The sequence below is a fragment of the Rhodococcus sp. OAS809 genome (genome assembly GCF_040546695.1).
Lineage (GTDB): Bacteria > Actinomycetota > Actinomycetes > Mycobacteriales > Mycobacteriaceae > Rhodococcus_F > Rhodococcus_F qingshengii.
The window spans coordinates 5,274,742-5,297,058 of record NZ_JBEPOI010000002.1; the positions used below are offsets into that span (position 1 = coordinate 5,274,742).

Consider the following 22,317-nt stretch of genomic DNA (forward strand, 5'->3'; position numbering starts at 1 on the left):
CGGATCGTCGCTGCTGTAGACGGTTCGGTTCATTGCTTCATTCCTCGGCTCGGTACTCTGAGCTTGTCCGCTGCCGCGAAGGAGAGAGTCACGATGGTCGTACGCAGGCCCCGCGACCGTAAGCAGCAGATTCTTGCGGCTGCAGGTGAGCTTTTCCGTGAGCACGGTTATCACAACGTGTCTGTCGCTCAGGTGGCTGCTGCAGTTGGAATCACGGCACCTGCGCTCTATCGGCACTTCAAGAACAAGCCGGATCTCCTCTACGCCGCGGTCAACGCAGGCATCGAATCGCTCTACGATCGGGTCGCAGGTGCCGAGGATCTGAAAACACTGATCACCGAACTTGCGGCATCGGTGTCCAAACGTCGGGGTCTGTCGCTCCTGTGGCAGCGAGAGGCACGCTATCTGCCTGACGAGCAACGAGAGGAAATGCGTTCGACCCTCAAGAGTGCAGCTTCGCGCGATGCAGTGCTGATCCGAATTGAGCGTCCCGACCTCGACGAGGAAGACAGCTATCTGCTCGCCTGGGCTGTCATCGCAGTCTTCAACAGTGTGTCTTCGCATCGAGTGTCCTTGCCGAGGCGTCAGATGGAACTGCTGCTTGTCGAGTTGGCAGACCGCGCTGCATACGCGGAACTGGGTCGCTCAGAAGTGAAAGTCGTGGCGGCAACGGGTCACCTGCCCGTTGTGATACCCAGACGTGAACTCTTGTTGACCGAAGCAATTCGGCTGTTCGACGAGCGTGGATATCAAGCAGTCAATACCGAGGACATCGGTGAGGCTGCAGGAACGACAGGCCCGAATGTGTACAACCACTTCGATGCCAAGATCGACCTGCTGATCTCCGCGGTCTCGAGGGGCGGCGAGCGTCGCCGGCTCGGCGTTGCACAGGCTCTCGGCGCCGCAACCGGCCCGGAGGACGCGCTGTCCGGATTGCTTGCCGCACATATCGATTTCGCGATCAACGAGCGTCATTTGATCGGGTTGTTGATCAGCGAACTCGACCAATTACCGGACAAGTTCCGCCGCACGTGTGAACAGAATCAACGTGAGTACGTCGCGCTATGGGTCAAGATGCTCGAAGAAGTCCGTCCGGGCCTCGAGTCCGCCACCGCCAGGATCACCGTCAATGCCACTTTGACAGTTGTGGAGAACGCCGTCCGAATCGGCCGGCTTCGCCGTCGCGACGACCTGTCGGACAGACTCTTCGAGATCGGCTGCGCCCTGCTGCTGGGCGCATGAAAAATTCGGGTAAGCGCCACGGGCGGCGGATCGACTCACGAAACTGATCGGAGACGTCATGCGTTTCGATGCAACAGAACTGACGAGCGAGGAGCTTGCTCTTCAGGCTGAAGTGCGGGAGTACCTCGACAAGCGACTCACCCCCGGTACCTACTCGCTCGGACTCGGGATGGCCGGGGCGGTGGATCCGGTGTTCTCGCGAGATCTGGGTCGACGTGGGTGGCTCGGCATGTCGCTGCCGAAGGAATACGGCGGGGGCGGACGGTCAGCAGTGGATCGATTGGTCGTCGTCGAAGAACTTCTCGCGCGGGGAGCGCCGGTCGGCTATCACTGGATCGGAGACAGACAATCGGGTCCGAGCATCGCCGCCAACGGCACGGAAGAACAGAAGCGGTCCTTCCTTCCCGGTATCGCGAGCGGTGAGTTCTCGTTCTCGATCGGGATGAGTGAGCCCGACTCGGGTTCGGACCTGGCATCGGTGCGCACTCGCGCCGAACGTGTCGATGGTGGCTGGAAAGTCAACGGCACCAAGATCTGGACCACCGGCGCCTTCCACGCCACACACATACTCGCCCTGCTTCGAACCTCGGCAGACAAGCACAACGGACTCACTCAGCTGATCGTCGATCGCGACAGCGAGGGCCTGACCGTCTCACCCATTCCGTTCATCGACGGTAGTGAGGACTTCTGCGAGGTGTCGTTCCAGGATGTTTTCGTGCCGGATTCGCGTCGCCTCGGAGACGTCGGAGCGGGCTGGGGACAAAACACCGGTGAACTCGCACTCGAGCGAGGTGGCGTCGACCGTTGGATGTCGCTGATGCCGGTCCTCGAGAACTTCGCGGCCAACCAAGCAGCGCAAGGCGGTCCAGCTGCCCTCGCCGATCTGGGCTCGATTACCGCACGCTGCTGGGCTTTTCGCGGGATGTCGCTGTCCATCGCACGGATGGTCGACGCCGGTCGCTCGCCGGTCACGGAGGCCGCGCTGATCAAGGAGATGGCAACACGCTTCGAACAGGACTGTGTTGCGACCGTCGCGCGGCACCTCGGCCGGGCTCCGGACCTTGCATCCGACGATCCGTACGAGTCGCTGCTCGCCCGGGCCGTGCTGGTGGCGCCGTCGTGGTCGATTCGCGGCGGTACCAACGAAATTCTCCGCACCGTGATCATGAAAGGGTTGGACCGATGAATTCGGGGTCACAGATCAACGCGTATACATTCGACGCCGACCTCGAATCGATGGTCGAGCAATTTTTCGCCGAGAAGTCCGGCACCGAGGTGGTAGCGCAGGCGGAGATCGGCGGTCTGCCCGCCGGATTATGGAGCGCGGCAGTCGAACTAGGGTTACCTCTGGTCGGTCTTCCCGAATCGGTTGGTGGTTCCGGTGGCTCGCTCCTCGACGCCGTGACTGTCCAGCGCGCGGCGGCGAGGCACGCTGCGCCGCTGCCGCTCGCCGAGACGTACCTCGCGGGCAGGCTGGCAACAGCGGGCGGGTTACCCGTGCCCTCCGGAATCGCAACGGTCGCCCCGGGTTCGCCGCGCGACGATGTGCGCCGGACCGACGACGGTTTCCTGTCGGGAACCTTTCACGACGTGCCGTGGGGTAGTGCCGCATCAGTGCTGGCAGCAGTTCTCGGTGATCGCGTCGTACTCCTTGACATCTCCGACGCCGAGATCGGTGGCGGGACGGATCTTGCGGGGCAACCGCGTGAGAGCCTGACGTTCTCCGAAGCGCGGACCATTGACGGCGACAACCCGGTCGATGCCCGGATTCTCAGCAAGCTCGGCGCGTTCTTGCGCTCGGTGCAGATGTCGGGAGCGATGGAGTCGGCGTCGACGTTGACCCGGCGCTATGTGTCCGACCGGGTGCAATTCGGTAGGCCCGTCGCGCAGTTTCAAGCAGTCCAGCAGCATATCGTGACGCTTGCTCAGATGGCTTCGATGTCCACGCTGGCCGTCGATCGCACTGCACATGCACTCATCAGAGGCGACGCCGACTTCGAAGTGAGCGCAACCAAATTGGTGGTTTCGCAGAATGCGCTCGTGAGCGTCCGCGCCGCCCACCAGGCACACGGTGCAATCGGCATGACCCGCGAATACCGATTGCAACAACTGACGCGTCGACTGCACGCCTGGCGATCGGAGTTCGGCGACGAAGTCGCGAGTGCGACGCAACTAGGAGAGGCCGTAGCGGCGTCGCCGTCACTGCACCGCTTGATCACCGACCCAGAACCGACATTGAAGCTGTAATCCTGACCGTCGTAAAGGATTACGTTGCGTTGCAACGAAGATCGCGCTTCAGCACCTTGCCTGCTGCCGACAGCGGCAATGCATCGACGAATTGGAAGGTGCGCGGAGATTTGTATCCGGCTATCAGCGTTTTCACGTGAGCGCGCAGTTCGTCGGCGTCGGCGTCGAAACCATGCCGAAGGACGACCACGGCATGGACACGCTCGCCCCACTGGGCATCGGGCAGACCGATCACGGAACAGGCCGCGACGGATTCGTGTTGTGCCAGAGCGTTTTCGACCTCGGTGGAGTAGACGTTCTCGCCACCGGTGACGATCATGTCCTTGATGCGATCGACGATGAACAGGTAACCGCGGGCGTCGAGGTATCCGGCGTCGCCGGTATGCATCCACCCGCTGCGGAGCACTTCTGCGGTCTCCTTCGGTTTGTTCCAGTATCCGAGCATGACGTGGCTGCCGAACGTGACGATTTCGCCCACCTTGCCGGGTGGGAGTTCCGAGCCGGCCGGGTCGACGATTTTCACCTCGCAATGAGGGAGCGCGCGACCAGCGCTGCGGAGGAGATCACCACCTTCGAGGTGATCGGCTGGACTCAGCATGCTGATGTGCGCGGTTTCAGTCATCCCGTAGCCCTGAGCGAAGGAACTGTTGGGGAACATTTGCATGACCTGCGCGAGAAGCGTCGGAGATATGGGCGATGCGCCGTATCTCAGGATCCTGACGCTGGACAGATCGTAGGTGGTTGCGTCTTCGCCCGTTTCGTTTTTGTGGGCGACCAACATCTGGAGCATTGTCGGCACCAGACCCACGGTTGTCGGGCGATAGCGGTCCACGGCCTCGAGGAACGTCCGTGGGCTGAAGTTCGGTACGAAGACCTGGGTTCCACCCATCAGCGACTGAGCCAACCATCCGACGATCCCGGCAATGTGAAACAGAGGGTTCACCGCGAGGTTCGTTCCGTTGCTGATTGCCACGCCGCCTGCCGCGAGAGTGCCCAGCGCCGAGGTCATCAGCGCTTGATGGCTGATCATCACGCCCTTCGGCACTCCGGTGGTCCCGCCGGTGTAGAGGAGTAGTGCAAGCGTGTCGCCGCCGACGCGCAGATCGTCGACCGGAATCGCCTCCGCGATCACCCGTTCGTAGTCGAGCATTCCGTCCGGAACTCGGTCGTTGCCGCAGTAGACGACAGTGGTCAGCCCTGGACACGCCTCGCGAAGGGTAGATCCGACGGAAGCAAAATTCTCGTCCACGAGTAATACCGTCGACCCTGAATCTTCCAGGGCGTACCTGATTTCCGCCGTGCTCCAGCGAGAATTGACCGGACTGGCCACTGCTCCGAACCACCAGCAGGCCAGGAGCGCCTCGTGGTAATAGTCGGAGTTCGATGCCAAGATCGCGACTCTGTCACCGGTGCGCAGGCCCAACGTCTGCAGCCCGCCCGCGAGCTTTTTGATCCGGTCGACCGATTCGCGAGACGTGCGCACTCGGCCGTCGGAGATCGTCATCACCGCTTCGGGCGACGCTCGTAGGGATCGGTGAACGAATTGAGTCAGCTGCATGCGATTCCTCCTGCGAGTGTGCGGCGAGTGCTCTGACTCGGATCAGTTCCGGCACTGATGCTATTGGCCTGACAATTGCCCTCACCCACCGCCTGAAATCATGCCCCACTCCGATGCAATCTAGGACGATCGTCCAGTTAACTCTGACGATTCCATCCTGCCGCGGGGTGATTTCTGCGAGAGTGTCGAACATGCGAGCAATCCTGGTAGCCGGTATGAGTGCGTTCGTGGCGGTCGTCTCGGCGCCCTCTGCCGGCGCCGAAACGACTACGAACCAAGTGCGCTCGTTTTCCGAGACCACGTCAGTCGGGGTCCACAATTCCTACGAGAAGGCGACGTTTCCGTACTTCGCCGACGCTTTGGATTCCGGGGCGTCGTTGCTCGAGCTGGACCTGTGGACCAACGGGGGCGGTCCGGACTGGCGTGTGTCGCACATGAATCCGGTGGCGAGCGAGAGCAACTGCGTCGGCGCTCAGGACGCATCCGGGTTGCGAAGCGGTCTACGAGATCAGGGATTCCGTGGATGCCTGGCAGATATGCGGGCGTGGCACGAGGCCAATCCCGAGCACCCGCCGGTGATGATCAAGTTGGAAATCAAGGACGGGTTCACTGCCGGGTACGGACGTGGGCCCGCGGATCTCGACGCCCTGATTCTCGGGACACTCGGAGACGCGGTTTTCACGCCGGCCGATTTGATGGGGGAGTCCTACTCCACCCCGGATGCCGCCGTCACCGAGCGTGGATGGCCGAGCAATTCCGAAATGACCGGGAAATTTCTGTTCGAGCTGATACCGGGAACGATCGAGGAGGGAAACCCTCTCGATACGGAGTGGACGGACCGGCAGTATGCGACGCACCTGCGAGATCTGTCCTCCGCCGGGCTCGTCGAACTCAGCGCCGCCTTTCCCGCTGTTCACCGTGCATCACCGGGAGACCCACGTCTCGACCGCTATACCGACCCGGGGATCCGTCCGTGGTTCGTGATTTTCGACGGCGACGCTCTCGACTACACCGCCGGAGTCGTGGATCCGAGTTGGTACCACGATCGCGGCTACCTGCTCGTCATGACCGACGCGCACAAGGTCGCTCCGCAGATCGACGGAACCCATGCCACCGAAACCGAGGCGAGCGAGCGTCTCGACCTGTTGGCCGGGCAGCACGCAAGTTACATCACCGCGGACTGGTCGAGGTTGCCGAACGTACTGTCCACCGTGGTGCCGCGTCGGTGATTTTCGAAAGGCCGGATCGTGAAGAGCGAGATCTGACGGGCGGCAATTCTCAGGAACAGGGTGCAGGATGGGTTCATGCGCACTGTCACGTGGAATCCCGAAGTCTACGGCCGCTATTCGGGTGAGCGGTCACGCCCGTTCGTGGACCTGGTGTCACGGGTGGCCACCGAAGACCCGACGCGGGTAGCCGACCTCGGCTGCGGATCAGGCACCCTGACCGCGATGCTCGGGGAAAGATGGCCGGACGCCTCGGTATCCGGATTCGACTCGTCTCCCGAAATGGTCGCGCAGGCCCCTACAGACCTACCGGGAAACGTCACCGTCGAGTTGGGGGACATCATGTCCTTCGACGCCACCGGTTACGACGTGGTCGTCAGTAACGCTGCATTGCAATGGGTTCCGAGCCATCGCGAGCTGATCGACCAGTGGGCGGACACCCTGGAATCCGGATCGTGGCTGGCGTGGCAGGTGCCGGGTAACTTCGATGCTCCGTCCCATGCGCTCATGCGAGATCTCGCGGAATCAGCGGAATGGAGTGAGCGACTGGGTGGCGTCCTACGCGGCCCGGAAGGCGTCGACAGTCCAGTTCAGTACGCGCAGCGTCTCCAAGAACACGGATTCGACGTCGACGCCTGGGAGACGACGTACGTACACGTGCTGGCAGGTGCCGACCCGGTGCTCGGATGGGTACGGGGGACGGGGTTACGACCCGTGCTCGACGTTCTCGGCGAAGCTGACGCTCCGGAGTTCGAGCGTCAGTATTCCGATCTGCTGAGGGAGGCCTACCCCGCAACAGCCGCCGGAACGCTCTTTCCGTTCCGGCGGGTGTTCTGCGTCGGACGCAAACGGTAACTACTCGGCTGGGTTGCGGTCAGCCGATCACTGCGCCGTGACAAAGCCTTCCGAGACCAGCCAGTCGCGGGCCACGTCCGCCGGCTCCTTGCCGTCGACGTCGACCTGCCGGTTGAGCTCGGTCATCACCTCGTTGGTCAGTCGCTCCGAGATCGGTGCCATGACTTCTGCTACCTGCGGATGTGCTTCCGCGAAGTCCTTTTTCATCACCAGTGCCGGATTGTATTTCGGGAAGAACTGGAGATCGTCGTCGAGCAGAACGAGATCAAGTGCGATGATGCGACCGTCGGTGGTGAACACTTCGCCGAACTTGCACTGATCGCCATCGGCTGTCGCCTGGTAGATGATGCCGGTCTGCAGGATCTGGCGTTGGGCACGAGAGGCGTCGAAACCGTATTTCGCTGCCAGGCCGGGATATCCGTCCTGGCGGACGTTGAACTCGGTCTCGACGCACGTCACCGCAGCTCCGGGATCGGATTCGACCAACTTCGCGTAGTCGGAAACGGTCTTGACACCGGTCTTCTCAGCGGTCTCCTTGCTCATCGCCAATGCATACGTATTGTTCATCGGCGCCGGATCGGTCCACACCATGTCGTTCGCAGCAAGGTCCGCATCGCGGACGGCCTCGAACTGCGCCTGCGAATCGGGAAGCGGTGTCTCGTTGCCGAGGTAGTTGATCCAGCCGGTTCCGGTGTATTCGTACGCAAGATCGATCTGGCCGTTCAACTGTGCGTCACGGGTGCTGTTCGAGCCCTGGATGTTCGTGAGATCTCGAACATCCGCGCCCGCAGCGGCCATCGCGAATTCGATGACGTACCCGAGCACGATCTGCTCGGTGAAGTCCTTGGAGCCGACGGTCATCTTCACACCCTCGAGCTCCGGAACCGGCTCGATGCTGCCGGGGCCGACGGCCAGGGGCAGTGCGCCACCGGACTCGAGACCACACGAAGCGACAAGTGTGAGGCCGATCGTGGCAACCGCGAGTTTCCAGCCCCACGTTCTGGTGATCGAAGTCTTGGTCATCGCAATCCCTTGGGCCCGAGATAAGTTTCGGCGAGCGCGCCGAGCCAGTCGATCAGCAAGGCCAGCGACACCGCCAGTACGGCACCGACAACGAGGGTGACGTTGTCGCGGAGCTTGTATCCGGTGTCGATCAGAATGCCGAGTCCGCCGGCACTGACCAGGAAGCACAGCGTCGCGGTACCGACGGCCAGAACGAGCGAAGTACGCAGTCCTGCAAGGATGTACGGGACGGCCATCGGGAATTCGAGTTGACGCAGGACCGTGAGCGAAGACATTCCCTGCCCGCGCCCGGCATCGATCAAGGTCTTGTCCACTTGCTGGTAGCCGAGGATGGTGTTGCGCAGCACCGGAAGCAACGAATAGAACGCGATGGGAAACACGCCGATCCAGAAGCCGGTCGTTCTTGTCGCGAGATAGAACAGCACGAGCAGGCCGATGGCAGGCGCTGCGGCTCCGATGTTGGCTATCCCCACGAAGAACGGTGCCAGCCGGGTGAATTTCGGCCTGGTCAGCAGGGTTCCGAGTGGAACCGCGATGGCGACGACGATGATGACCACGGCGGCCGTGATCAGTACGTGCTGCCAGGTCAGTGTGACGATGTTGTCGAGATTGATGCTCGCCTTCTGCGTCGCGTTGAGATCTCGGCTGAATGCCCAGATCAACACGCCCGCAACCAGGATCAGGACGATGACCGGCTGGACATACAGTCGCATCCGTTCCGCACGGCGCGTGGCGGCGTTCTCGGCCGCACCCAGATCGGGGGCGTCCGGTTCCATCTCAGGCGCGGAGACGCGCTCCTCTGTCGTGGCAGTCATGTTCAACCCTCGACGTTCTCGGTGTCTGGCTCTTCGTCGTGGTCGTGCGCATGCTCCTCGCGCATTTCGGAAAGATGGCTGACCAGTGTGTCGATGGTGATGAGACCGACGTACTCGCCACGCCGTCCGGTGACCACGGTGGACGCATTGCTCTCTGCGAGAAGAGCTTCCAACGCATCCTGCAGGGTGGACTGGATGGACACGGCTTCGCCGATCTCGTTACCGACACCTCGAAGAGTCGACGCATGGGCGAGGTGGCCGGGCGAGACCCAGCGAAGCGGCCGTCCGCGCTGATCGAGAATCAGGGCCCACTTCCACTTACGCGCTGCGAGTGCGGTTCTCAAATCATCGACCGAATCGGTTTCGCGGGCGGTGAGGCACTGTTTGAGTTTGATCTGGCGCACGCGTGTCAGGGTCAGCTGCTTGAGCGAGGCGTCCGCCCCGACAAATCCGGCGACCATGTCGTTTGCGGGATTGGCGAGAATCGCTTCCGGAGTGTCGTACTGCATGATGCTGGACTGATTGCCCAGCACGGCAATACGGTCACCGAGTTTGACTGCCTCGTTGAAATCGTGGGTGACGAAGACGATGGTCTTACCCAACTCCGACTGCAGACGCATCAGTTCGTCCTGGAGCAGGCCGCGGGTGATCGGATCGACGGCACCGAAAGGTTCGTCCATCAACAGCACCGGAGGATCGGCAGCCAGCGCCCGCGCCACGCCCACACGCTGTTGCTGCCCGCCGGACAATTGGCGAGGGTAGCGGTCGCGATAGGTATCGGGATCGAGGCCTACGAGGTCGAGCATCTCGTCGGTGCGCGCTGCGATACGTTTCTTGTCCCAACCGATCAGACCCGGGACAGTCGCGACGTTCTTCGCAATCGTGAAGTGCGGGAACAAGCCTGCCTGCTGGATCGAGTACCCGATGCCACGGCGGAGCTTGTCCGGGTCGATCGACAGCGCGTCCTTGCCGTCGATGGTGATCTTGCCGGAGGTAGGTTCGATCAGGCGGTTGATCATGCGCATCGTCGTTGTTTTGCCGCAACCCGAAGGTCCGACGAAGACCACGATTTCACCGGCCGGAACAGTCAGCGAAACATTGTCCACCGCTGCAGCTTTCTGGCCCGGGTACCGCTTGGTGACGGACTCCAGGACGATCTCGACCCCGGATACCTTCTGATCTGTGGATACGTCAGACGGAATGGTTTCAGTCATTGCAGCCCCTTCGAAGTAGTGAGACGACCGATGACGACGTAGATTCCGTCGAGAATCAGAGCGAGAATGACGATCAGTACGGTGCCGACCAGCGCTTGCGGAACAGCATTCGGGCTACCGACACGCGAGAGTCCGGAGAAGATCAGGTTTCCCAGACCAGGACCTTTGGCGTACGCCGCGATGGCGAGGATGCCCATGAGCATCTGTGTACTGACCCGCATGCCGGTGAGGATCGACGGCCACGCGATCGGTAGCTCGATTCGACTCAGTACGTGCATGCGATTCATTCCGACACCGCGGGCTGCGTCCGTGATCGCCGGGTTGACTGCATCCAGACCGATGATCGTGTTCCGAATGATCGGGAGCAGGGCATACAAGATCAACGCGGTGATCGTGGGAGCGACGCCGAGGCCGAGAATCGGAATGAGCAGTCCGAGGAGGGCGAATGAAGGAACCGTCAGGATCGTGCTGGCCAACGCCGTAGCGATGGAGGATCCCGCCGGGCTCCGGTAGACGAGAATGCCGATGATCACGGCGGCAATCGTCGCGATGATCACGGACTGGATAACTGCTGAAACATGTAGGTACGAGTCGGTCATCAATTGTTGTCGTCGTGCAACGACAAAATCCCATAGGGCGCCCATATTTCCGAACCCACTTTCTTCGGACTTCTGCTCGCTCGAACGTCTTCCCTCGACACCGACCGGCGCACAAGGGCTTTCCCCGCAGCCTCCGTAGGCCGAGGGGTTTCCCTCGACTGTCGTCCAAAAACTGAGATACTGCAACTAATTCCGATTGCAGCGTGTCGGATGTTGTTCTGGACGTGAGATTTTGCGAGACGCGGGTATGTACCCACTGCGGGCAGAGTTGAAACGCGCTGGAGATGGCAAAGCGGGAGAGTTCCGCAGAACTCTCCCGCATTGCTTGGTTTGTCCGAATTGTCCTCAGGCCCAGCTGAGCGCATCCTCATCGGAGAGGCGCGGCAGACGATCGAACCAGGGGTTCTCACCGGGATGGCCGATGTTCACCACGAGGATCGTCTTGAAACGTCCGTCTGCGAAGAATTCGCCGTCGATGCCGTCGGCGTCGAACCCGGCCATCGGGCCGGCGACCAGACCCTGTGCGCGAATCGCGAGGATCACGTAGCCGGCCTGAAGTGCGGCATTGAACCGACTCGTCGAACTGGCGGCAGCCTCGTCGGATTCGAAGTAGTCCTTCATCTCCGGGCGAATGGGGAACAGGTTGGGGATGTGCTTGTAGAACTCGGTGTCCACCGCCAGAACGGCAACTGCAGGAGCGGCCTCGGTCTTGGCTTTGTTGCCGTCTGCCATGTGCTCGACGAGGCGTGCTTTGCCTTCCTCGGTACGGACGAACAGCACACGTAGCGGATTGGTGTTGGCCGCGGTCGGTGCCCACTTCGCGAGCTCCCAGATCGCAGTCAGTTCGTCGTCGGTCACAGGTTCGTTCGAGAAGGAGTTGGCGGTGCGAGCCGCAGTGAAGAGGAGTTCGCGGCCGGCTTCGTCGAGTTGCTGGGCGGTGAATGGGGTGGCTGCGTCGAGAGACATCGGGGGTTTCCGTTCCGTGGTAGCTCGACCGAGCAACACCCGGTAAAGCTAGTTGCTAGTAAAAAAATAGTGCCTACGGATACGTTAGCACTGTGGCTAGGATGGTGGGGTGGCAAGCAAGAGCGAAGCGGGACACGAGCCCCGCGCATGTGACGGGGCTCTGGCCCGCGCGTTCGGCTTCCTGGGCAAACGGTGGAACGGCGTCATTCTCGGCACGCTGCTGAACGGGCCGGCGGGATTCTCCGAACTCAAGCGCGCGGTGGGCGGGATCAGTGATTCGGTGCTCTCGGAACGCCTGACGGAGTTGGCAGGGGCAGGCCTGGTGACGAGGAGCGTCGATGCAGGTCCGCCCATCGCCGTGGAGTACGAACTCACAGCGTCGGGGCAGGCGCTGCTCCCCGCTCTCAGTGAACTGACAACGTGGGCCGCCGAAAATCTGCCACCCGAGAGTTGCTCGAACTGAGCGCTAGCTCGAACGGCAGTTCAGCGACTGCGCGGGTCCTGTTTCTGCCAGTTGTTATTTCCTTACCGTTTTTCCCGGGCGATACTGGCCGAACATTTGTCGGTTCGGGGCTGCCTGGGGACGCCGGGTATGGCTCTTTTTGTGCTGCTGTTCGCATGGCTGAAGGAGAACGGCCGCCCGGTGTTCTCGACGACTCGATCTATCAATCGCCTGACGGACTTCGAAAATTCGGCCGGACGAAGTCGGAAGTGTGGTTCCGGAACAAGAAGGCATACAACGCCTCTCGGATTGACGACGCCGCGGTCGAGGCCGCAAACGGGTAGTTGGTGCGGGTGGCTGGGCAGATGTCGCCGCCACGGGTGGTGACGTGTCTGCGTTCGGAAGCGCAGACAGATTGGCCGGCATCTCAGGGTCTAGCGCCTGTGCCGCGAGATTCGGGCCGAGTCAGTGGAAATCTGCGCCGGCCGCGCAGGTACGACCGCAGGCTGTTGCGGGCCTTCTATCTGTCCGCGCAGCACAGTATCCGGCACAACGCTCAGTCGTAGGCTTTTTGTACCCGCAAACGGGCCGAGGGGCAGTGTCATACGCAGGCGGTTCTTGCGTTGGGAGGCGGAGACTGAACGTGTGGTGGGCGCTCCTCCGCGATAACGCGATCTATCAACTTGGACCGACTACCGCCGCGGCTGCGTGAGCGCCCTAGCGACTAACGCAGTGCGGTAGATGTATGTGCGCCGGGGGAGTGTGGCTCGTAGCGCTGAGAATCCACGGTGTTGAGACATGTCCGAGCCCGCTATGGTTTCCGGTGATGGACCGGCCGTCGATGCTGCCTGCACCCGAGGCCACCGCCGGCTGAAGGAGACAATACTGTGCTGCATCTGCGTGTCATCTCGCCGAGTGAGCGGACCGGAGATGTGCTGAACATGTTGGCCGCCGAACCTGGGGCTACTCATGTGACACTCGCACTCAGAGCCGCTGTCGATCCGCCGGGAGATGTGATCGAGGCCGATGTAGCCCGCGCATGCGCGAACGACGTGCTTGCCGCGTTGACTGCTCTGGACCTGGTGAGGGCTGGCGGTATTTCGTTCGAGCCGGCGGGAACCATGCTGTCCCTCTCCGCAGAACGGGCGGACACTGCGGCCCCGAGAAGTCCCGACGAGACAGTGGTGTGGGAGCAGTTGCTCGGTCAGGTGCGCGAAGGTGCCCGACTGACTCCGGCGTTCCTGGCCTTCCTGGTGATCGCGTTTTTGCTCTCGGCAGTCGGTGTTGCCACGGCGTCGCCGCTGACCCTGGTCGGTGCAATGGTGGTGGGGCCGGAGTTCCGGCCGCTGGCAGCGCTTTCAGTGGGTCTGGTACGTCGAGACAAAGATCTCGTGCGAAATTCGATTCGTACACTCGCGATCTCGTTTCCGGCCGCGATGGCCCTCACCGGCCTGGCTACCTTGCTGTGGATTCGTCTGGGCTGGGTCGGAATCGGCGATGTCGAGAACGCCCGCGCATTCGACTTCATCTACGAGGTGGGGCCGTTCTCACTGGTGGTAGCACTGCTGGCGGGAGCGGCTGGCATGCTGGCAACGGTCACCTCTACCTCTACGGTCCTGGTGGGGGTGTTCATCTCGGTGACGACGGTGCCAGCTGCGGGATTGGCGGTCGTTGCGGTCTTCGCAGGTAAGTGGAATGTCGTGCTGAGTTCGCTGGCTCAGCTCGGTGTCAATCTGATCGGTATCGTGCTCGCTGGAGTAGTTGTGCTGCTGCTGTTCTCGTTGCCCCGATCCGGTCGCCAATGGAAATCAGTCACGCGCCGGGACGCCAGGCCTGGCACATCGCCGTAGGCGCCTGACCCACTGCCGGAACTGGACTTTCGAGGCTTCAGGCTGACAGCTGTCTTGCGGATCGGTGGGAATGTCTGCGCCGACAAACGTCGCGACAAACAGATCCGGCATGCGAACTGTCGGATCTGGGTACCGCTGTCTGTACCGATCATGGCTTCCAGGCTGGTTGCAGCGACTGGAAAAGGGGATCAATCGAGCCGCAACCGATTGGCCGCGTGACTTCACTCAGACCCTTCGGACCTGCAGCGCCGACGGCTCTGCCGGAGGAAACGGCCTGCCGCAGTGCTTGACAAGACTTGTCGAGCTTCTCCTTGGTAGCGACGAAACATCTACGCAACGTAGATGCAACGTAACCAAAACTAGTGTTCTGGATCACACAGTGTTCGTGTGGTCGAGAGGCCTTTGGTCACGAATCTGTGGGCAGAACGGGTCCTGGTTCGCTACCGGTGGTGGATGAGGACAAGGTTCCGCGGGTTGAGCACACAGCTCGCGGAACCGCCCCACCACACGCCCCGACGAGGGCACCGGCCGACAGGAGTTCAGGTGTCCGTAGTTGCGGAAGTCCCGGCGATCGATTTCGCGGAGACCGAATTCGATTGGGCGCAGCGATCGACGCTGATTCGTGAAGTCGACCCACTCGTTCCGGGGCCACCATCCTTGGCGATGTGTCTGAGCGAGCCGACGCGCGGACTGGTCGACATCGCTTCACTGCTTCTCGCGGCTCCGTGGTTGCTTCGATCACCGCGTGGGGACGGGCATCCGGTCCTCGTTCTCCCCGGATTGCTGACTTCGGACGTTTCGACTCTCGCCTTGAGGACATACTTGAGCTTTCTCGGATACCGGGTTCACGGTTGGAATCTGGGTCTGAACACCGGTCCGACGGCGACGGTGGTCGACGGACTGCCTGCCGCATTGGCCGAGGTAGCAGATCGATACGAGCAGAAGGTGTCGGTAATTGGCTGGAGTCTGGGCGGTATCTACGCTCGAAAGCTGGCGAGGGACCTGCCGGATTCGGTGCGTCAGGTAGTGACACTGGGAAGTCCTTTCGGTCTCACCAGTCTGGAGCAGACGAGAGTCGGATCTCTCTACGCTCGTTTGTCCGGCAATCACGCGATACTGCCTCCGGTCGACGGCATCGAATCCGAACAGGGATCGCCTATTTCCGTTCCCGCCACGTCGGTCTACTCCAGGCACGACGGTATCGTTCCATGGCAAGCGTGCTGTGAAACCTCGGCAGGCCTGTCGGAAAGCATTGCGGTGCAAGGCAGTCACATGGGGTTGACCCACAACCCGTCGGCGTTGTGGACCGTTGCCGATCGTCTGGCGCAGGACGTCGACAACTGGCAACCTTTTGCGGCTCCGAAACGGCTTCGACGCATGTTTCCCTGCTGAGGTGCGAGGCTGAGGTCCGAGGCCGGGGTGTGGGGGAGAACCCTGAGTCCGACGCGGGGACGGACTCGTACCTGAGGACACACCGCGTCGGAAAAGATGGGTCCATGGCCTGATGCGCACAGGTGGATCGGCAGCGGATAGTGGAGGTCGACGCGGATGAACCGCGAGTTCCGTTGAAAGGAAACAACACATGACCTCCCCGATGAATACCCGCAAGCTCACCCGCGCCCGCTCGGGAGCAATGTTCGGTGGGGTGTGCGCCGGAATCGCTCGGTACTTCGGTTGGAAGTCGTCGACTGTCCGCTTGCTGTTCGTACTCTCGTGCCTGCTGCCCGGCCCGCAGTTTCTGATCTACATCGTGATGTGGATTTTCATTCCTCGTGAGCAGATCTGACCGAACCGCTCAACGGCGGCGGTCTTTCAGGCATTGCTTGGCCTCGTGCAATTCCTCCGAACTCAGTGGAGGAAGGGGCAGTGCGTCACGGTGCAAGCCCTCCGTGCGTAGGCCGTCGAGCATTACCGAGAGGTATCGACGCCACACGGTCGGGTTGACGGGCTGAGCAAATTCGGTGACTGCGCCCACCATGAAGATGAGGCCGAACAGGTCCGTCGGTACGGCGTCGGTGCGCAGCATCCCGGCCTCCTGGGCCCGGTAGAAGATCCTCTCGACCGACGGTTCGATGATGGATCGTTGGCATGCGACTTGCTCGCATCCCTCGTCGGTTCCGTTCAGGACGTCTTTGAGTCCGCGGTTGACCGACATACGGCTGCAGGCGAATTCGGCAAAGGTGACAAGTCCGTCCCACGGATCCGGATTGGCAAGTGACGCGTCCGCGGCCGCTGCCATGTCGGCGAAGTTCTGCTGGAAGACTCCGTCGATCAATTCTTCTTTGCTGGCGAACCGCCGATAGACCGTTCCGACGCCGACCCCCGCGCGCCGGGCGACGTCGTCGAGTGTGACGTCGATCCCTTCTTCGGCGAACAATTCACGTGCGGCGTCGATGATCAACTGCCGATTACGTGCAGCATCGGCGCGAAGGGGGCGCTCCATTGCGGTACTCATGTCCCCACTCTACCCGCCAAGTGGAGACAGCCTCTCCGTTTTGGTGTAGCGTTTTTGCTAACCGGAGAAGCCATCTCCGCATAGGTTGGGCGAGGGACTATGTCAGACATTGCTGAACGGACTGAATTCGAGCAGTCCTCAGCGCCTTCAGGGGACAACCACGCAAAGCGGTGGCTGGTTCTCGCGGTTCTGGGAATTGCGCAGCTGATGGTGGTCTTGGATGCCACCATCGTCAACATCGCGCTGCCTGCTGCGCAGCGCTCACTGGAGTTCGGTGATTCGGACCGCCAGTGGATCATCACGGCATACGCATTGGCGTTCGGCAGTTTGCTGCTACTCGGCGGTCGATTGAGCGACTTGTTCGGGCGCAGGCGAACTTTCATCGTCGGCCTGATCGGCTTCGCAGTCGCTTCCGCCATCGGTGGCGCAGCCGTCAACTTCGAAATGCTTGTTGCCGCTCGTGCCGGCCAAGGCGTATTCGGTGCGCTCCTTGCCCCGGCAGCCCTGTCGCTGCTGTCCGTGACATTCACGGATCCAGGTGAGCGTGCCAAGGCGTTCGGTATCTTCGGTGCCGTTGCCGGTGGTGGTGGCGCCATCGGACTGCTGCTCGGCGGCGCACTCACCGAGTGGGTCGACTGGCGCTGGTGCCTCTTCGTGAATCTCTTCTTCGCGGCGATCGCTCTGGTCGGAGCAGTCCTGTTGCTCGCGCCGCACACCAGTGACTCGCGACCCAAGCTCGACATCCCCGGAACGATCCTGGTGTCGATCAGCTTGTTCAGCATCGTCTTCGGATTCTCGAAGGCCGAGTCGGACGGGTGGAGTGCAACTCCCACTATCTCGTGGCTCGTTGCCGGCGTCGTGTTCATGGCGGCGTTCATCTACTGGCAGACCAAGTCCGAGCACCCACTTCTTCCGCTGCGGGTGGTCCTCGACCGAATCCGGGCGGGCTCGTACCTGGCGATCTTCCTTTCCGGCGCAGGCATGTTCGCAGTCTTCCTGTTCCTGACGTACTACATGCAGCTGATCCTCGGGTACAGCCCGATCATGACCGGCCTCGCATTCATGCCGATGGTGTTCGGAATCGTGACAGCGGCAACGCTTTCGACAGCGGTTTTGCTGCCGCGCGTCGGTCCGCGAGTGCTGATCGTGAGCGGAATGGTCATCGCGGCGATCGGAATGACTCTGCTGGCCCAGATCTCGGTGGACAGCACCTATGCAGTCCACATTCTGCCGGGGCTCGTCGTCACCGGACTCGGCATGGGCAGCATTTTCGCCCCGTCGATGCAGGGAGCAACTTCAGGCGTGCATCACGAAGATGCCGGCGTCGCATCTGCCACGGTCAACACGATGCAGCAGGTGGGCGGCTCGATCGGAACTGCACTGCTCAGCACGATTGCCGCCTCGGCTTCCACCAACTACCTGGTGGGCCGCGAGATGAATCCGCTGACTCAGGCGCAGGCCGCCGTCGAGAGTTACACCACGACGTTCTATTGGGCCGCAGGCATATTCGCGGTCGGTGCGGTCTTGACCGGACTGGTTCTTCGGAGTGGACTGCTTCCGGATTCGCCGGAAGGTGAACCGGTAATCGCCCACTGACAGCAAATTTCGGGGTCGACGCCGCAATGGCGTCGACCCCGAAATCGACTCAGCAGTTCTTCCCGGGCGTTGCCTGAAACCGATGAAGGACGTGATCGAGTTGCTCGGAGGACAGCGCCGGCACGGGCAGTTCCCGATGGTCGGTGCGGGACGCGCAGAGTCCGTCGATCATGAACCCGAGTGCGCGGCGGTAAGCCTGAGGGGCCTCGTCGCCACCGAACTTCTGGGCCATCTTGACGACCTGCATGAGAAGTGGAATGTCGTTGACTTCGAAGTCGCTGCGCAGGGTGCCCTGTTCCTTGGCGCGATTGACAAGTACTGCAGTGTGTCGAGCGATCCCGGCGCGCGCGCGAGCGAAGGTGTCGGATGTGAAGCGTCCGTCCATCAGGAGATCGCCGAATCCGCGGTTGTCTGCCATGCGCAGAGAGATCACGTCGAGAAAGTAGACAAGACCTTCCCAGGCGTCGGGCATCTCTCGGGCGGTGGCGGCGATCGTTTCGATCTCGGAACACCGCGTGTCGAACAGTGCCTGGATCAGTTCGTCCTTGCTGGCGAACCGGCGATAGACGGTGCCGACGCCGACGCCGGCGTGCTTCGCGACGTCCGCCAGCGTGGCGTCGAGTCCTTGGGCAGCGAACACCTCGCGAGCGGAGTTGAGGATGCGCTCGAGGTTGGCCTTGGCGTCGGACCGAAGGCGCGGCTGTGAGCAGTCGGCCGAGGTCCCCGCATGAGAAGCGTCGGGGTGTGTTGTCGGCATCCTCACAGTCTACGGCACTAAGCGGAATGATCGATTCCGTTAGTGCTATATTACTAAGCGGAACGTGTGGTTCCGATTGTCCGTATGAGAGAAGCCGATATGAGCACGTCTGACATCTGGGTCGGGAGCAATCCGATCTCGATGGTGGGTACGCGGAGTGCAGGTTTCGCGGCAACGAGGCTTCGCGCCCTTGCCGGCGACGGCGCCTTTGCTCAGCTCGTTCGTTTTGCCCTCGTCGGCGGAGCCAGCAACATCTTGTACTTTGCCGCTTTTCTGGCGCTGCGCGGTGACGGAGCGCTGGTCGCCAACGCAGTTGGTGCGGTCTTGAGCACCATTCTGGCCAACGAACTGCATCGCCGGCTCACCTTCCACGCCGCGGATCGCGTCAACTGGTTCACCGCGCAGTGGGAAGGCGGTGGACTCGCACTGGTCGGGTTGATCGCCAGTTCTGCCGCCATCAGTGCGCTCGGCTTCCTTCTCCCAGGCGCCGACGGGCTTCTTCAAGCCGGGCTTGTGATCGCCGTGAGCGGAATTGTCGGTGGCCTGCGATTCGTCGCCCTTCGCGGTTGGGTGTTCTGAGCGGTTCTCGAATTCGGATCGGACTCGGCTCGTAGGGAACACTGAGACCCATGAGCCTTTCGATAGCCGACTCCGGCATCCGTCTGGCTGTGCTCTGCATCGTCATGGCACTTGTCGCCACGCTCGTCTACCGATTCACCTATCTCGGTAGCGTTCGGGTGGTCCCCGGTGCCCTCGCTCGTGGCGCTCTTCAGCTGGCTGCGATTTCGTTGATCCTTGCCGCCGCCTTGGCCCACATCTGGTCGGCGCTCCTCGTGCTCGCCGGCATGTTCGTTGCGGCGTCTTTCACCGCGGCACGACGCTCGAACGCGGGGACGTCCGGAGTTTGGCTGACCATCGCGTTGGCGTCGGGAATCGGTGTGGTTCTGCCACTGATGCTGCTGTCCGGAGTGGTTCCGCTGCAAGGCGTCGCTCTGGTGCCGATCGGCGGCATTGTTCTGGGTGGCGCGATGACTGCAACATCGATGGCAGCCAAACGCGGACTCGACGCCGTCGACGACCGGTACGGGGAAGTGGAAGCAGCACTGAGCCTTGGATTTTCCCAACGCGATGCGCGGTGGGAGGTAGCCCGCACCGCTGCCTCCGATGCTCTGCTGCCTGGAGTCGACCAGACACGCACCGTCGGCCTCGTGACATTGCCCGGAGCCTTTGTCGGTGTGTTGCTCGCGACGGGATCGGCCGTTCAGGCCGGTGCTGTGCAAATTCTTGTATTGGCAGGGTTGTTGTTGGCACAAACCTGCTCGGTGGCCGTGGCGTTGGAACTCGTCGCCCGCGGTTTCGTCTTTCGAGGTCAAGCTGTCAGGCCTGCGCGAGTTCGTTGATCTTGTCGCTGCGAAGGACGCGGCCGGGAAGATCGGGGGTGTTTGCCGCGAGGGTGATCATTGCCCTGCCGATGTTTTCACTGGTGGTCACGCTGCTGGGCCACACCCTGCGTAAGAGTGGGTGGAGAGGCACGGAGATTTGATACGACCGTGTCGATTCGTGAATCGTCCATGTATTCGACCAGCACTCTGTTGCCGACCATCACAACGGAACGGACTGGAGATCATCCGGCCGGAATGGCCAACTGAACGCTTGACCTGCAATTATGAGTCCATTTTGATCCGACTCGCGACTAAAGTCCCTACAAACCGGCTGGACGGTCGGCTGAAAATAGTTTTATGGACGAAGGAGTTGATGAAATACACGTTCTCGGATCGGAGTCCGCCGGTCGAATGGTAGAGGCGTCGGCGATCATCGTTCTCGGTGCGCTCTGTGCAGTAGTCGCAGGTTCGGGTGTGTTCTTTGTCGTCGGATCGATTGGTGGCTTCGCCCGATTGCTCTACCTGGTTGTTCGTGGTCCGCTCAACTCTTGCTCGGTTCCGGCGTCGACTGTCGAGCTGGCGCCTTCGAGAACGTCATGTGGTCGTTGATGCTCCCGAACGTCGAGTGAAGACGATCAAGGATGTAGTTCTGACGCATGTTCCACGGTGACTTCGATCCCTGCTTCGGGAACTGTTCCACAGCACGCATGACGTACCCCGACGCCAGGTCCAGGATCGGCCGCTGGTCCATCTCTTCGCTCGCGTGCGGCACGCACTTCGAATAGCCGCGCTTGTCCATCTCCGTCAGCAGTCGGCAGACGTACATCGACGTGAGATCTGCTCGCAGAGTCCACGAGGCGTTGGTGTAGCCGACGCACATCGCGAAGTTCGGTACGTCGCTGATCATCATGCCCTTGTAGACGTAACGATCACCGAGGGTGACGGGTTCGCCGTCCACTTCGATCGACATCCCGCCGCACGCTTCCATCTTCAATCCTGTTGCAGTGACGATGATGTCAGCTTCGAGTTCGCGACCTGACGCGAGACGAATTCCGGTCTCGGTGAAAGTGTCGATGCGATCGGTCTCGATCGAGGCCTTGCCGGATCGGAGGGCTTTGAACAAATCGCCGTCCGGTACGACGCACAAGCGTTGATCCCAGGGATCGTAGGTGGGTGTGAAGTGAGGATCGAGTGGGATCTCTTCCGGGAGTTGGCGACTGATCGCGAGGTTCAGCAACCGCTTTGCACGCGCTGGACTGCGCCGGCACAGTTGATAGAAACTCAGGTTCACTACGATGCTCTTCCATCGAGCGATGCTGTGCGCGAGTTGATTCGGCAATACTGCGCGGATGGTGTCCGATACCTTGTCGCTGGACGGCAGAGCCAGAATGTATGTCGGTGATCGCTGGAGCATGGTGACATGGCTCGCGTCGCGCGACATCGTGGGGACCAAAGTGACTGCGGTGGCGCCGCTTCCGATCACAACGATCTTCTTGTCGGAGTAATCGAGATCCTCGGGCCAGAACTGCGGGTGCACTACGTCGCCGCTGAATGATTCACGTCCAGGGAAGTCGGGGGTGTATCCGCCTTCGTAGCTGTAGTAACCACTGCACAGATAGAGGAAGTTGCAGGTCAGGGTTTCATCTTCGTCACCGGTCGTGACAGTGACCGTCCACGTCGAGTCAGCTGACGACCATGATGCGGCCGTCACCTTCCGGTTGTACCGAATCTTCTTGTCGATCCCGTTCTCTCGCGCGGTGTCGCGCACGTACCGGAGGATCGAATCACCGTCGGCGATTGCTTTGGCATCTGTCCACGGCCGAAACGGGTAGCCGAGCGTGAACATGTCGGAATCCGATCGGATGCCAGGGTATTTGAAGAGGTCCCAGGTTCCGCCACTGTTCGCACGGGCCTCGAGGATTGCGTACGACTTGCCGGGAAGCTCGGTCTGGAGTCGATACGCAGCACCGATGCCGGACAAGCCGGCGCCGACGATCAGGACATCGAGGTGTTCGGTGCTCATCAGTTCGGACTCCGTATCGATCGTGTGGGGCCACCGGGCAGACTAAGTGTTCGATCTCCACACTACT

22 protein-coding genes and 1 pseudogene are annotated in these 22,317 nt (G+C 61.5%); 14 read left to right on the top strand and 9 right to left on the bottom strand.

Features of this window, described 5'->3' with window-relative positions:
* Window positions 1-93: 93 nt before the first annotated feature.
* From ABIE52_RS27690 to ABIE52_RS27700, 3 genes are read left to right on the top strand one after another with little or no spacing between them, the layout of a single operon-like run.
* Window positions 94-1,242, top strand: a complete 1,149-nt coding sequence (locus ABIE52_RS27690) for a TetR/AcrR family transcriptional regulator (RefSeq protein WP_031330833.1) — start codon at window positions 94-96, stop codon at window positions 1,240-1,242.
* Window positions 1,243-1,300: 58 nt separating this feature from the next.
* Entirely contained in the window at window positions 1,301-2,428 is a 1,128-nt protein-coding gene (locus tag ABIE52_RS27695) for an acyl-CoA dehydrogenase family protein (protein WP_064443759.1), read from the top strand.
* A complete protein-coding gene (locus tag ABIE52_RS27700; protein WP_064443760.1) occupies window positions 2,425-3,489 on the top strand; it encodes an acyl-CoA dehydrogenase family protein in 1,065 nt (354 codons plus the stop codon). Before ABIE52_RS27695 ends, ABIE52_RS27700 begins: the two co-directional genes overlap by 4 nt.
* 19 nt (window positions 3,490-3,508) lie before the next feature.
* Here the strand turns inward: ABIE52_RS27700 and ABIE52_RS27705 are convergent, their stop codons facing one another.
* The gene (locus ABIE52_RS27705; protein ID WP_073513617.1) at window positions 3,509-5,047 is read right to left on the bottom strand and encodes an acyl-CoA synthetase; all 1,539 of its coding nucleotides are present in this window, start codon (window positions 5,045-5,047) and stop codon (window positions 3,509-3,511) included.
* A 191-nt stretch (window positions 5,048-5,238) separates the two neighbouring features.
* Between ABIE52_RS27705 and ABIE52_RS27710 the strand changes: the two genes are divergently transcribed.
* Window positions 5,239-6,276, top strand: a complete 1,038-nt coding sequence (locus ABIE52_RS27710) for a phosphatidylinositol-specific phospholipase C domain-containing protein (protein WP_073513616.1) — start codon at window positions 5,239-5,241, stop codon at window positions 6,274-6,276.
* A gap of 75 nt (window positions 6,277-6,351) precedes the next feature.
* On the top strand, window positions 6,352-7,128 hold the full coding sequence (locus ABIE52_RS27715; protein ID WP_030535206.1) for a trans-aconitate 2-methyltransferase: 777 nt from the start codon (window positions 6,352-6,354) through the stop codon (window positions 7,126-7,128).
* Window positions 7,129-7,155: 27 nt separating this feature from the next.
* Here ABIE52_RS27715 and ABIE52_RS27720 read toward each other — a convergent pair whose 3' ends face one another.
* From ABIE52_RS27720 to ABIE52_RS27740, 5 genes are all read right to left on the bottom strand, one after another.
* Window positions 7,156-8,151, bottom strand: a complete 996-nt coding sequence (locus tag ABIE52_RS27720; protein ID WP_003939988.1) for a glycine betaine ABC transporter substrate-binding protein — start codon at window positions 8,149-8,151, stop codon at window positions 7,156-7,158.
* Window positions 8,148-8,966, bottom strand: coding sequence for an ABC transporter permease (locus ABIE52_RS27725; RefSeq protein WP_003939758.1), 819 nt, complete (start codon window positions 8,964-8,966; stop codon window positions 8,148-8,150). Before ABIE52_RS27725 ends, ABIE52_RS27720 begins: the two co-directional genes overlap by 4 nt.
* Before the next feature lie 2 nt (window positions 8,967-8,968).
* Window positions 8,969-10,180 carry an ATP-binding cassette domain-containing protein gene (locus ABIE52_RS27730; protein ID WP_007731456.1) on the bottom strand — a complete coding sequence of 404 codons (1,212 nt, stop codon included), beginning with the start codon at window positions 10,178-10,180 and terminating at the stop codon, window positions 8,969-8,971.
* Complete coding sequence (locus ABIE52_RS27735; protein ID WP_019745160.1) at window positions 10,177-10,824, bottom strand: ABC transporter permease; 648 nt, start codon at window positions 10,822-10,824, stop codon at window positions 10,177-10,179. The genes ABIE52_RS27730 and ABIE52_RS27735 overlap by 4 nt, the downstream gene beginning before the upstream one ends.
* Window positions 10,825-11,124: 300 nt before the next feature.
* Complete coding sequence (locus ABIE52_RS27740; protein ID WP_007731458.1) at window positions 11,125-11,745, bottom strand: malonic semialdehyde reductase; 621 nt, start codon at window positions 11,743-11,745, stop codon at window positions 11,125-11,127.
* A 109-nt stretch (window positions 11,746-11,854) separates the two neighbouring features.
* Here ABIE52_RS27740 and ABIE52_RS27745 point away from each other — a divergent pair, with 109 nt between their 5' ends.
* The 6 genes and pseudogenes from ABIE52_RS27745 to ABIE52_RS27770 all read left to right on the top strand — a co-directional run bounded on the left by ABIE52_RS27745 (window position 11,855) and on the right by ABIE52_RS27770 (window position 15,823).
* On the top strand, window positions 11,855-12,208 hold the full coding sequence (locus ABIE52_RS27745; protein ID WP_007731459.1) for a winged helix-turn-helix transcriptional regulator: 354 nt from the start codon (window positions 11,855-11,857) through the stop codon (window positions 12,206-12,208).
* A gap of 155 nt (window positions 12,209-12,363) precedes the next feature.
* Complete coding sequence (locus ABIE52_RS27750) at window positions 12,364-12,531, top strand: hypothetical protein (protein ID WP_021332067.1); 168 nt, start codon at window positions 12,364-12,366, stop codon at window positions 12,529-12,531.
* A 23-nt stretch (window positions 12,532-12,554) separates the two neighbouring features.
* Window positions 12,555-12,899, top strand: a pseudogene (locus ABIE52_RS27755) (transposase); the annotation flags it as partial.
* 175 nt (window positions 12,900-13,074) lie between these two features.
* Window positions 13,075-14,037 carry a DUF389 domain-containing protein gene (locus ABIE52_RS27760; RefSeq protein ID WP_073513615.1) on the top strand — a complete coding sequence of 321 codons (963 nt, stop codon included), beginning with the start codon at window positions 13,075-13,077 and terminating at the stop codon, window positions 14,035-14,037.
* 543 nt (window positions 14,038-14,580) lie between these two features.
* Window positions 14,581-15,429 carry an alpha/beta fold hydrolase gene (locus ABIE52_RS27765; protein WP_063315824.1) on the top strand — a complete coding sequence of 283 codons (849 nt, stop codon included), beginning with the start codon at window positions 14,581-14,583 and terminating at the stop codon, window positions 15,427-15,429.
* A 190-nt stretch (window positions 15,430-15,619) separates the two neighbouring features.
* Window positions 15,620-15,823: a PspC domain-containing protein gene (locus tag ABIE52_RS27770; RefSeq protein ID WP_003939828.1), complete on the top strand. Its 204-nt coding sequence runs from the start codon at window positions 15,620-15,622 to the stop codon at window positions 15,821-15,823.
* A gap of 9 nt (window positions 15,824-15,832) precedes the next feature.
* Here ABIE52_RS27770 and ABIE52_RS27775 read toward each other — a convergent pair whose 3' ends face one another.
* Window positions 15,833-16,492: a TetR/AcrR family transcriptional regulator gene (locus ABIE52_RS27775; RefSeq protein ID WP_080712681.1), complete on the bottom strand. Its 660-nt coding sequence runs from the start codon at window positions 16,490-16,492 to the stop codon at window positions 15,833-15,835.
* Between the two features lie 99 nt (window positions 16,493-16,591).
* On the opposite strand from ABIE52_RS27775, the gene ABIE52_RS27780 reads away from it, so the two are divergent.
* Window positions 16,592-18,088, top strand: a complete 1,497-nt coding sequence (locus ABIE52_RS27780; protein WP_003940566.1) for an MFS transporter — start codon at window positions 16,592-16,594, stop codon at window positions 18,086-18,088.
* Between the two features lie 49 nt (window positions 18,089-18,137).
* Here the strand turns inward: ABIE52_RS27780 and ABIE52_RS27785 are convergent, their stop codons facing one another.
* Window positions 18,138-18,845 (bottom strand): TetR/AcrR family transcriptional regulator, encoded by a 708-nt coding sequence (locus ABIE52_RS27785; protein ID WP_007731468.1) that lies wholly within the window; start codon window positions 18,843-18,845, stop codon window positions 18,138-18,140.
* Window positions 18,846-18,986: 141 nt separating this feature from the next.
* Between ABIE52_RS27785 and ABIE52_RS27790 the strand changes: the two genes are divergently transcribed.
* Window positions 18,987-19,424, top strand: coding sequence for a GtrA family protein (locus ABIE52_RS27790; protein ID WP_020908979.1), 438 nt, complete (start codon window positions 18,987-18,989; stop codon window positions 19,422-19,424).
* Window positions 19,425-19,474: 50 nt separating this feature from the next.
* Window positions 19,475-20,245 carry an ABC transporter permease gene (locus ABIE52_RS27795; protein ID WP_007731470.1) on the top strand — a complete coding sequence of 257 codons (771 nt, stop codon included), beginning with the start codon at window positions 19,475-19,477 and terminating at the stop codon, window positions 20,243-20,245.
* Window positions 20,246-20,768: 523 nt separating this feature from the next.
* Here ABIE52_RS27795 and ABIE52_RS27800 read toward each other — a convergent pair.
* On the bottom strand, window positions 20,769-22,250 hold the full coding sequence (locus ABIE52_RS27800; RefSeq protein WP_073513614.1) for a flavin-containing monooxygenase: 1,482 nt from the start codon (window positions 22,248-22,250) through the stop codon (window positions 20,769-20,771).
* Window positions 22,251-22,317: the final 67 nt, after the last annotated feature.

What these genes read in the sequence shown, in the direction of transcription:
- ABIE52_RS27700 (WP_064443760.1), top strand. Translation starts at nt 2,425, where the DNA reads ATGAATTCGGGGTCACAGATCAACGCGTATACATTCGACGCCGACCTC.
- ABIE52_RS27775 (WP_080712681.1), bottom strand. Translation starts at nt 16,492, where the DNA reads ATGAGTACCGCAATGGAGCGCCCCCTTCGCGCCGATGCTGCACGTAAT.
- ABIE52_RS27790 (WP_020908979.1), top strand. Translation starts at nt 18,987, where the DNA reads ATGGTGGGTACGCGGAGTGCAGGTTTCGCGGCAACGAGGCTTCGCGCC.
- ABIE52_RS27725 (WP_003939758.1), bottom strand. Translation starts at nt 8,966, where the DNA reads ATGACTGCCACGACAGAGGAGCGCGTCTCCGCGCCTGAGATGGAACCG.
- ABIE52_RS27710 (WP_073513616.1), top strand. Translation starts at nt 5,239, where the DNA reads ATGCGAGCAATCCTGGTAGCCGGTATGAGTGCGTTCGTGGCGGTCGTC.
- ABIE52_RS27800 (WP_073513614.1), bottom strand. Translation starts at nt 22,250, where the DNA reads ATGAGCACCGAACACCTCGATGTCCTGATCGTCGGCGCCGGCTTGTCC.
- ABIE52_RS27690 (WP_031330833.1), top strand. Translation starts at nt 94, where the DNA reads ATGGTCGTACGCAGGCCCCGCGACCGTAAGCAGCAGATTCTTGCGGCT.
- ABIE52_RS27740 (WP_007731458.1), bottom strand. Translation starts at nt 11,745, where the DNA reads ATGTCTCTCGACGCAGCCACCCCATTCACCGCCCAGCAACTCGACGAA.
- ABIE52_RS27770 (WP_003939828.1), top strand. Translation starts at nt 15,620, where the DNA reads ATGACCTCCCCGATGAATACCCGCAAGCTCACCCGCGCCCGCTCGGGA.
- ABIE52_RS27705 (WP_073513617.1), bottom strand. Translation starts at nt 5,047, where the DNA reads ATGCAGCTGACTCAATTCGTTCACCGATCCCTACGAGCGTCGCCCGAA.
- ABIE52_RS27780 (WP_003940566.1), top strand. Translation starts at nt 16,592, where the DNA reads ATGTCAGACATTGCTGAACGGACTGAATTCGAGCAGTCCTCAGCGCCT.
- ABIE52_RS27715 (WP_030535206.1), top strand. Translation starts at nt 6,352, where the DNA reads ATGCGCACTGTCACGTGGAATCCCGAAGTCTACGGCCGCTATTCGGGT.
- ABIE52_RS27795 (WP_007731470.1), top strand. Translation starts at nt 19,475, where the DNA reads ATGAGCCTTTCGATAGCCGACTCCGGCATCCGTCTGGCTGTGCTCTGC.
- ABIE52_RS27720 (WP_003939988.1), bottom strand. Translation starts at nt 8,151, where the DNA reads ATGACCAAGACTTCGATCACCAGAACGTGGGGCTGGAAACTCGCGGTT.
- ABIE52_RS27695 (WP_064443759.1), top strand. Translation starts at nt 1,301, where the DNA reads ATGCGTTTCGATGCAACAGAACTGACGAGCGAGGAGCTTGCTCTTCAG.
- ABIE52_RS27730 (WP_007731456.1), bottom strand. Translation starts at nt 10,180, where the DNA reads ATGACTGAAACCATTCCGTCTGACGTATCCACAGATCAGAAGGTATCC.
- ABIE52_RS27735 (WP_019745160.1), bottom strand. Translation starts at nt 10,824, where the DNA reads ATGGGCGCCCTATGGGATTTTGTCGTTGCACGACGACAACAATTGATG.
- ABIE52_RS27785 (WP_007731468.1), bottom strand. Translation starts at nt 18,845, where the DNA reads ATGCCGACAACACACCCCGACGCTTCTCATGCGGGGACCTCGGCCGAC.
- ABIE52_RS27750 (WP_021332067.1), top strand. Translation starts at nt 12,364, where the DNA reads ATGGCTGAAGGAGAACGGCCGCCCGGTGTTCTCGACGACTCGATCTAT.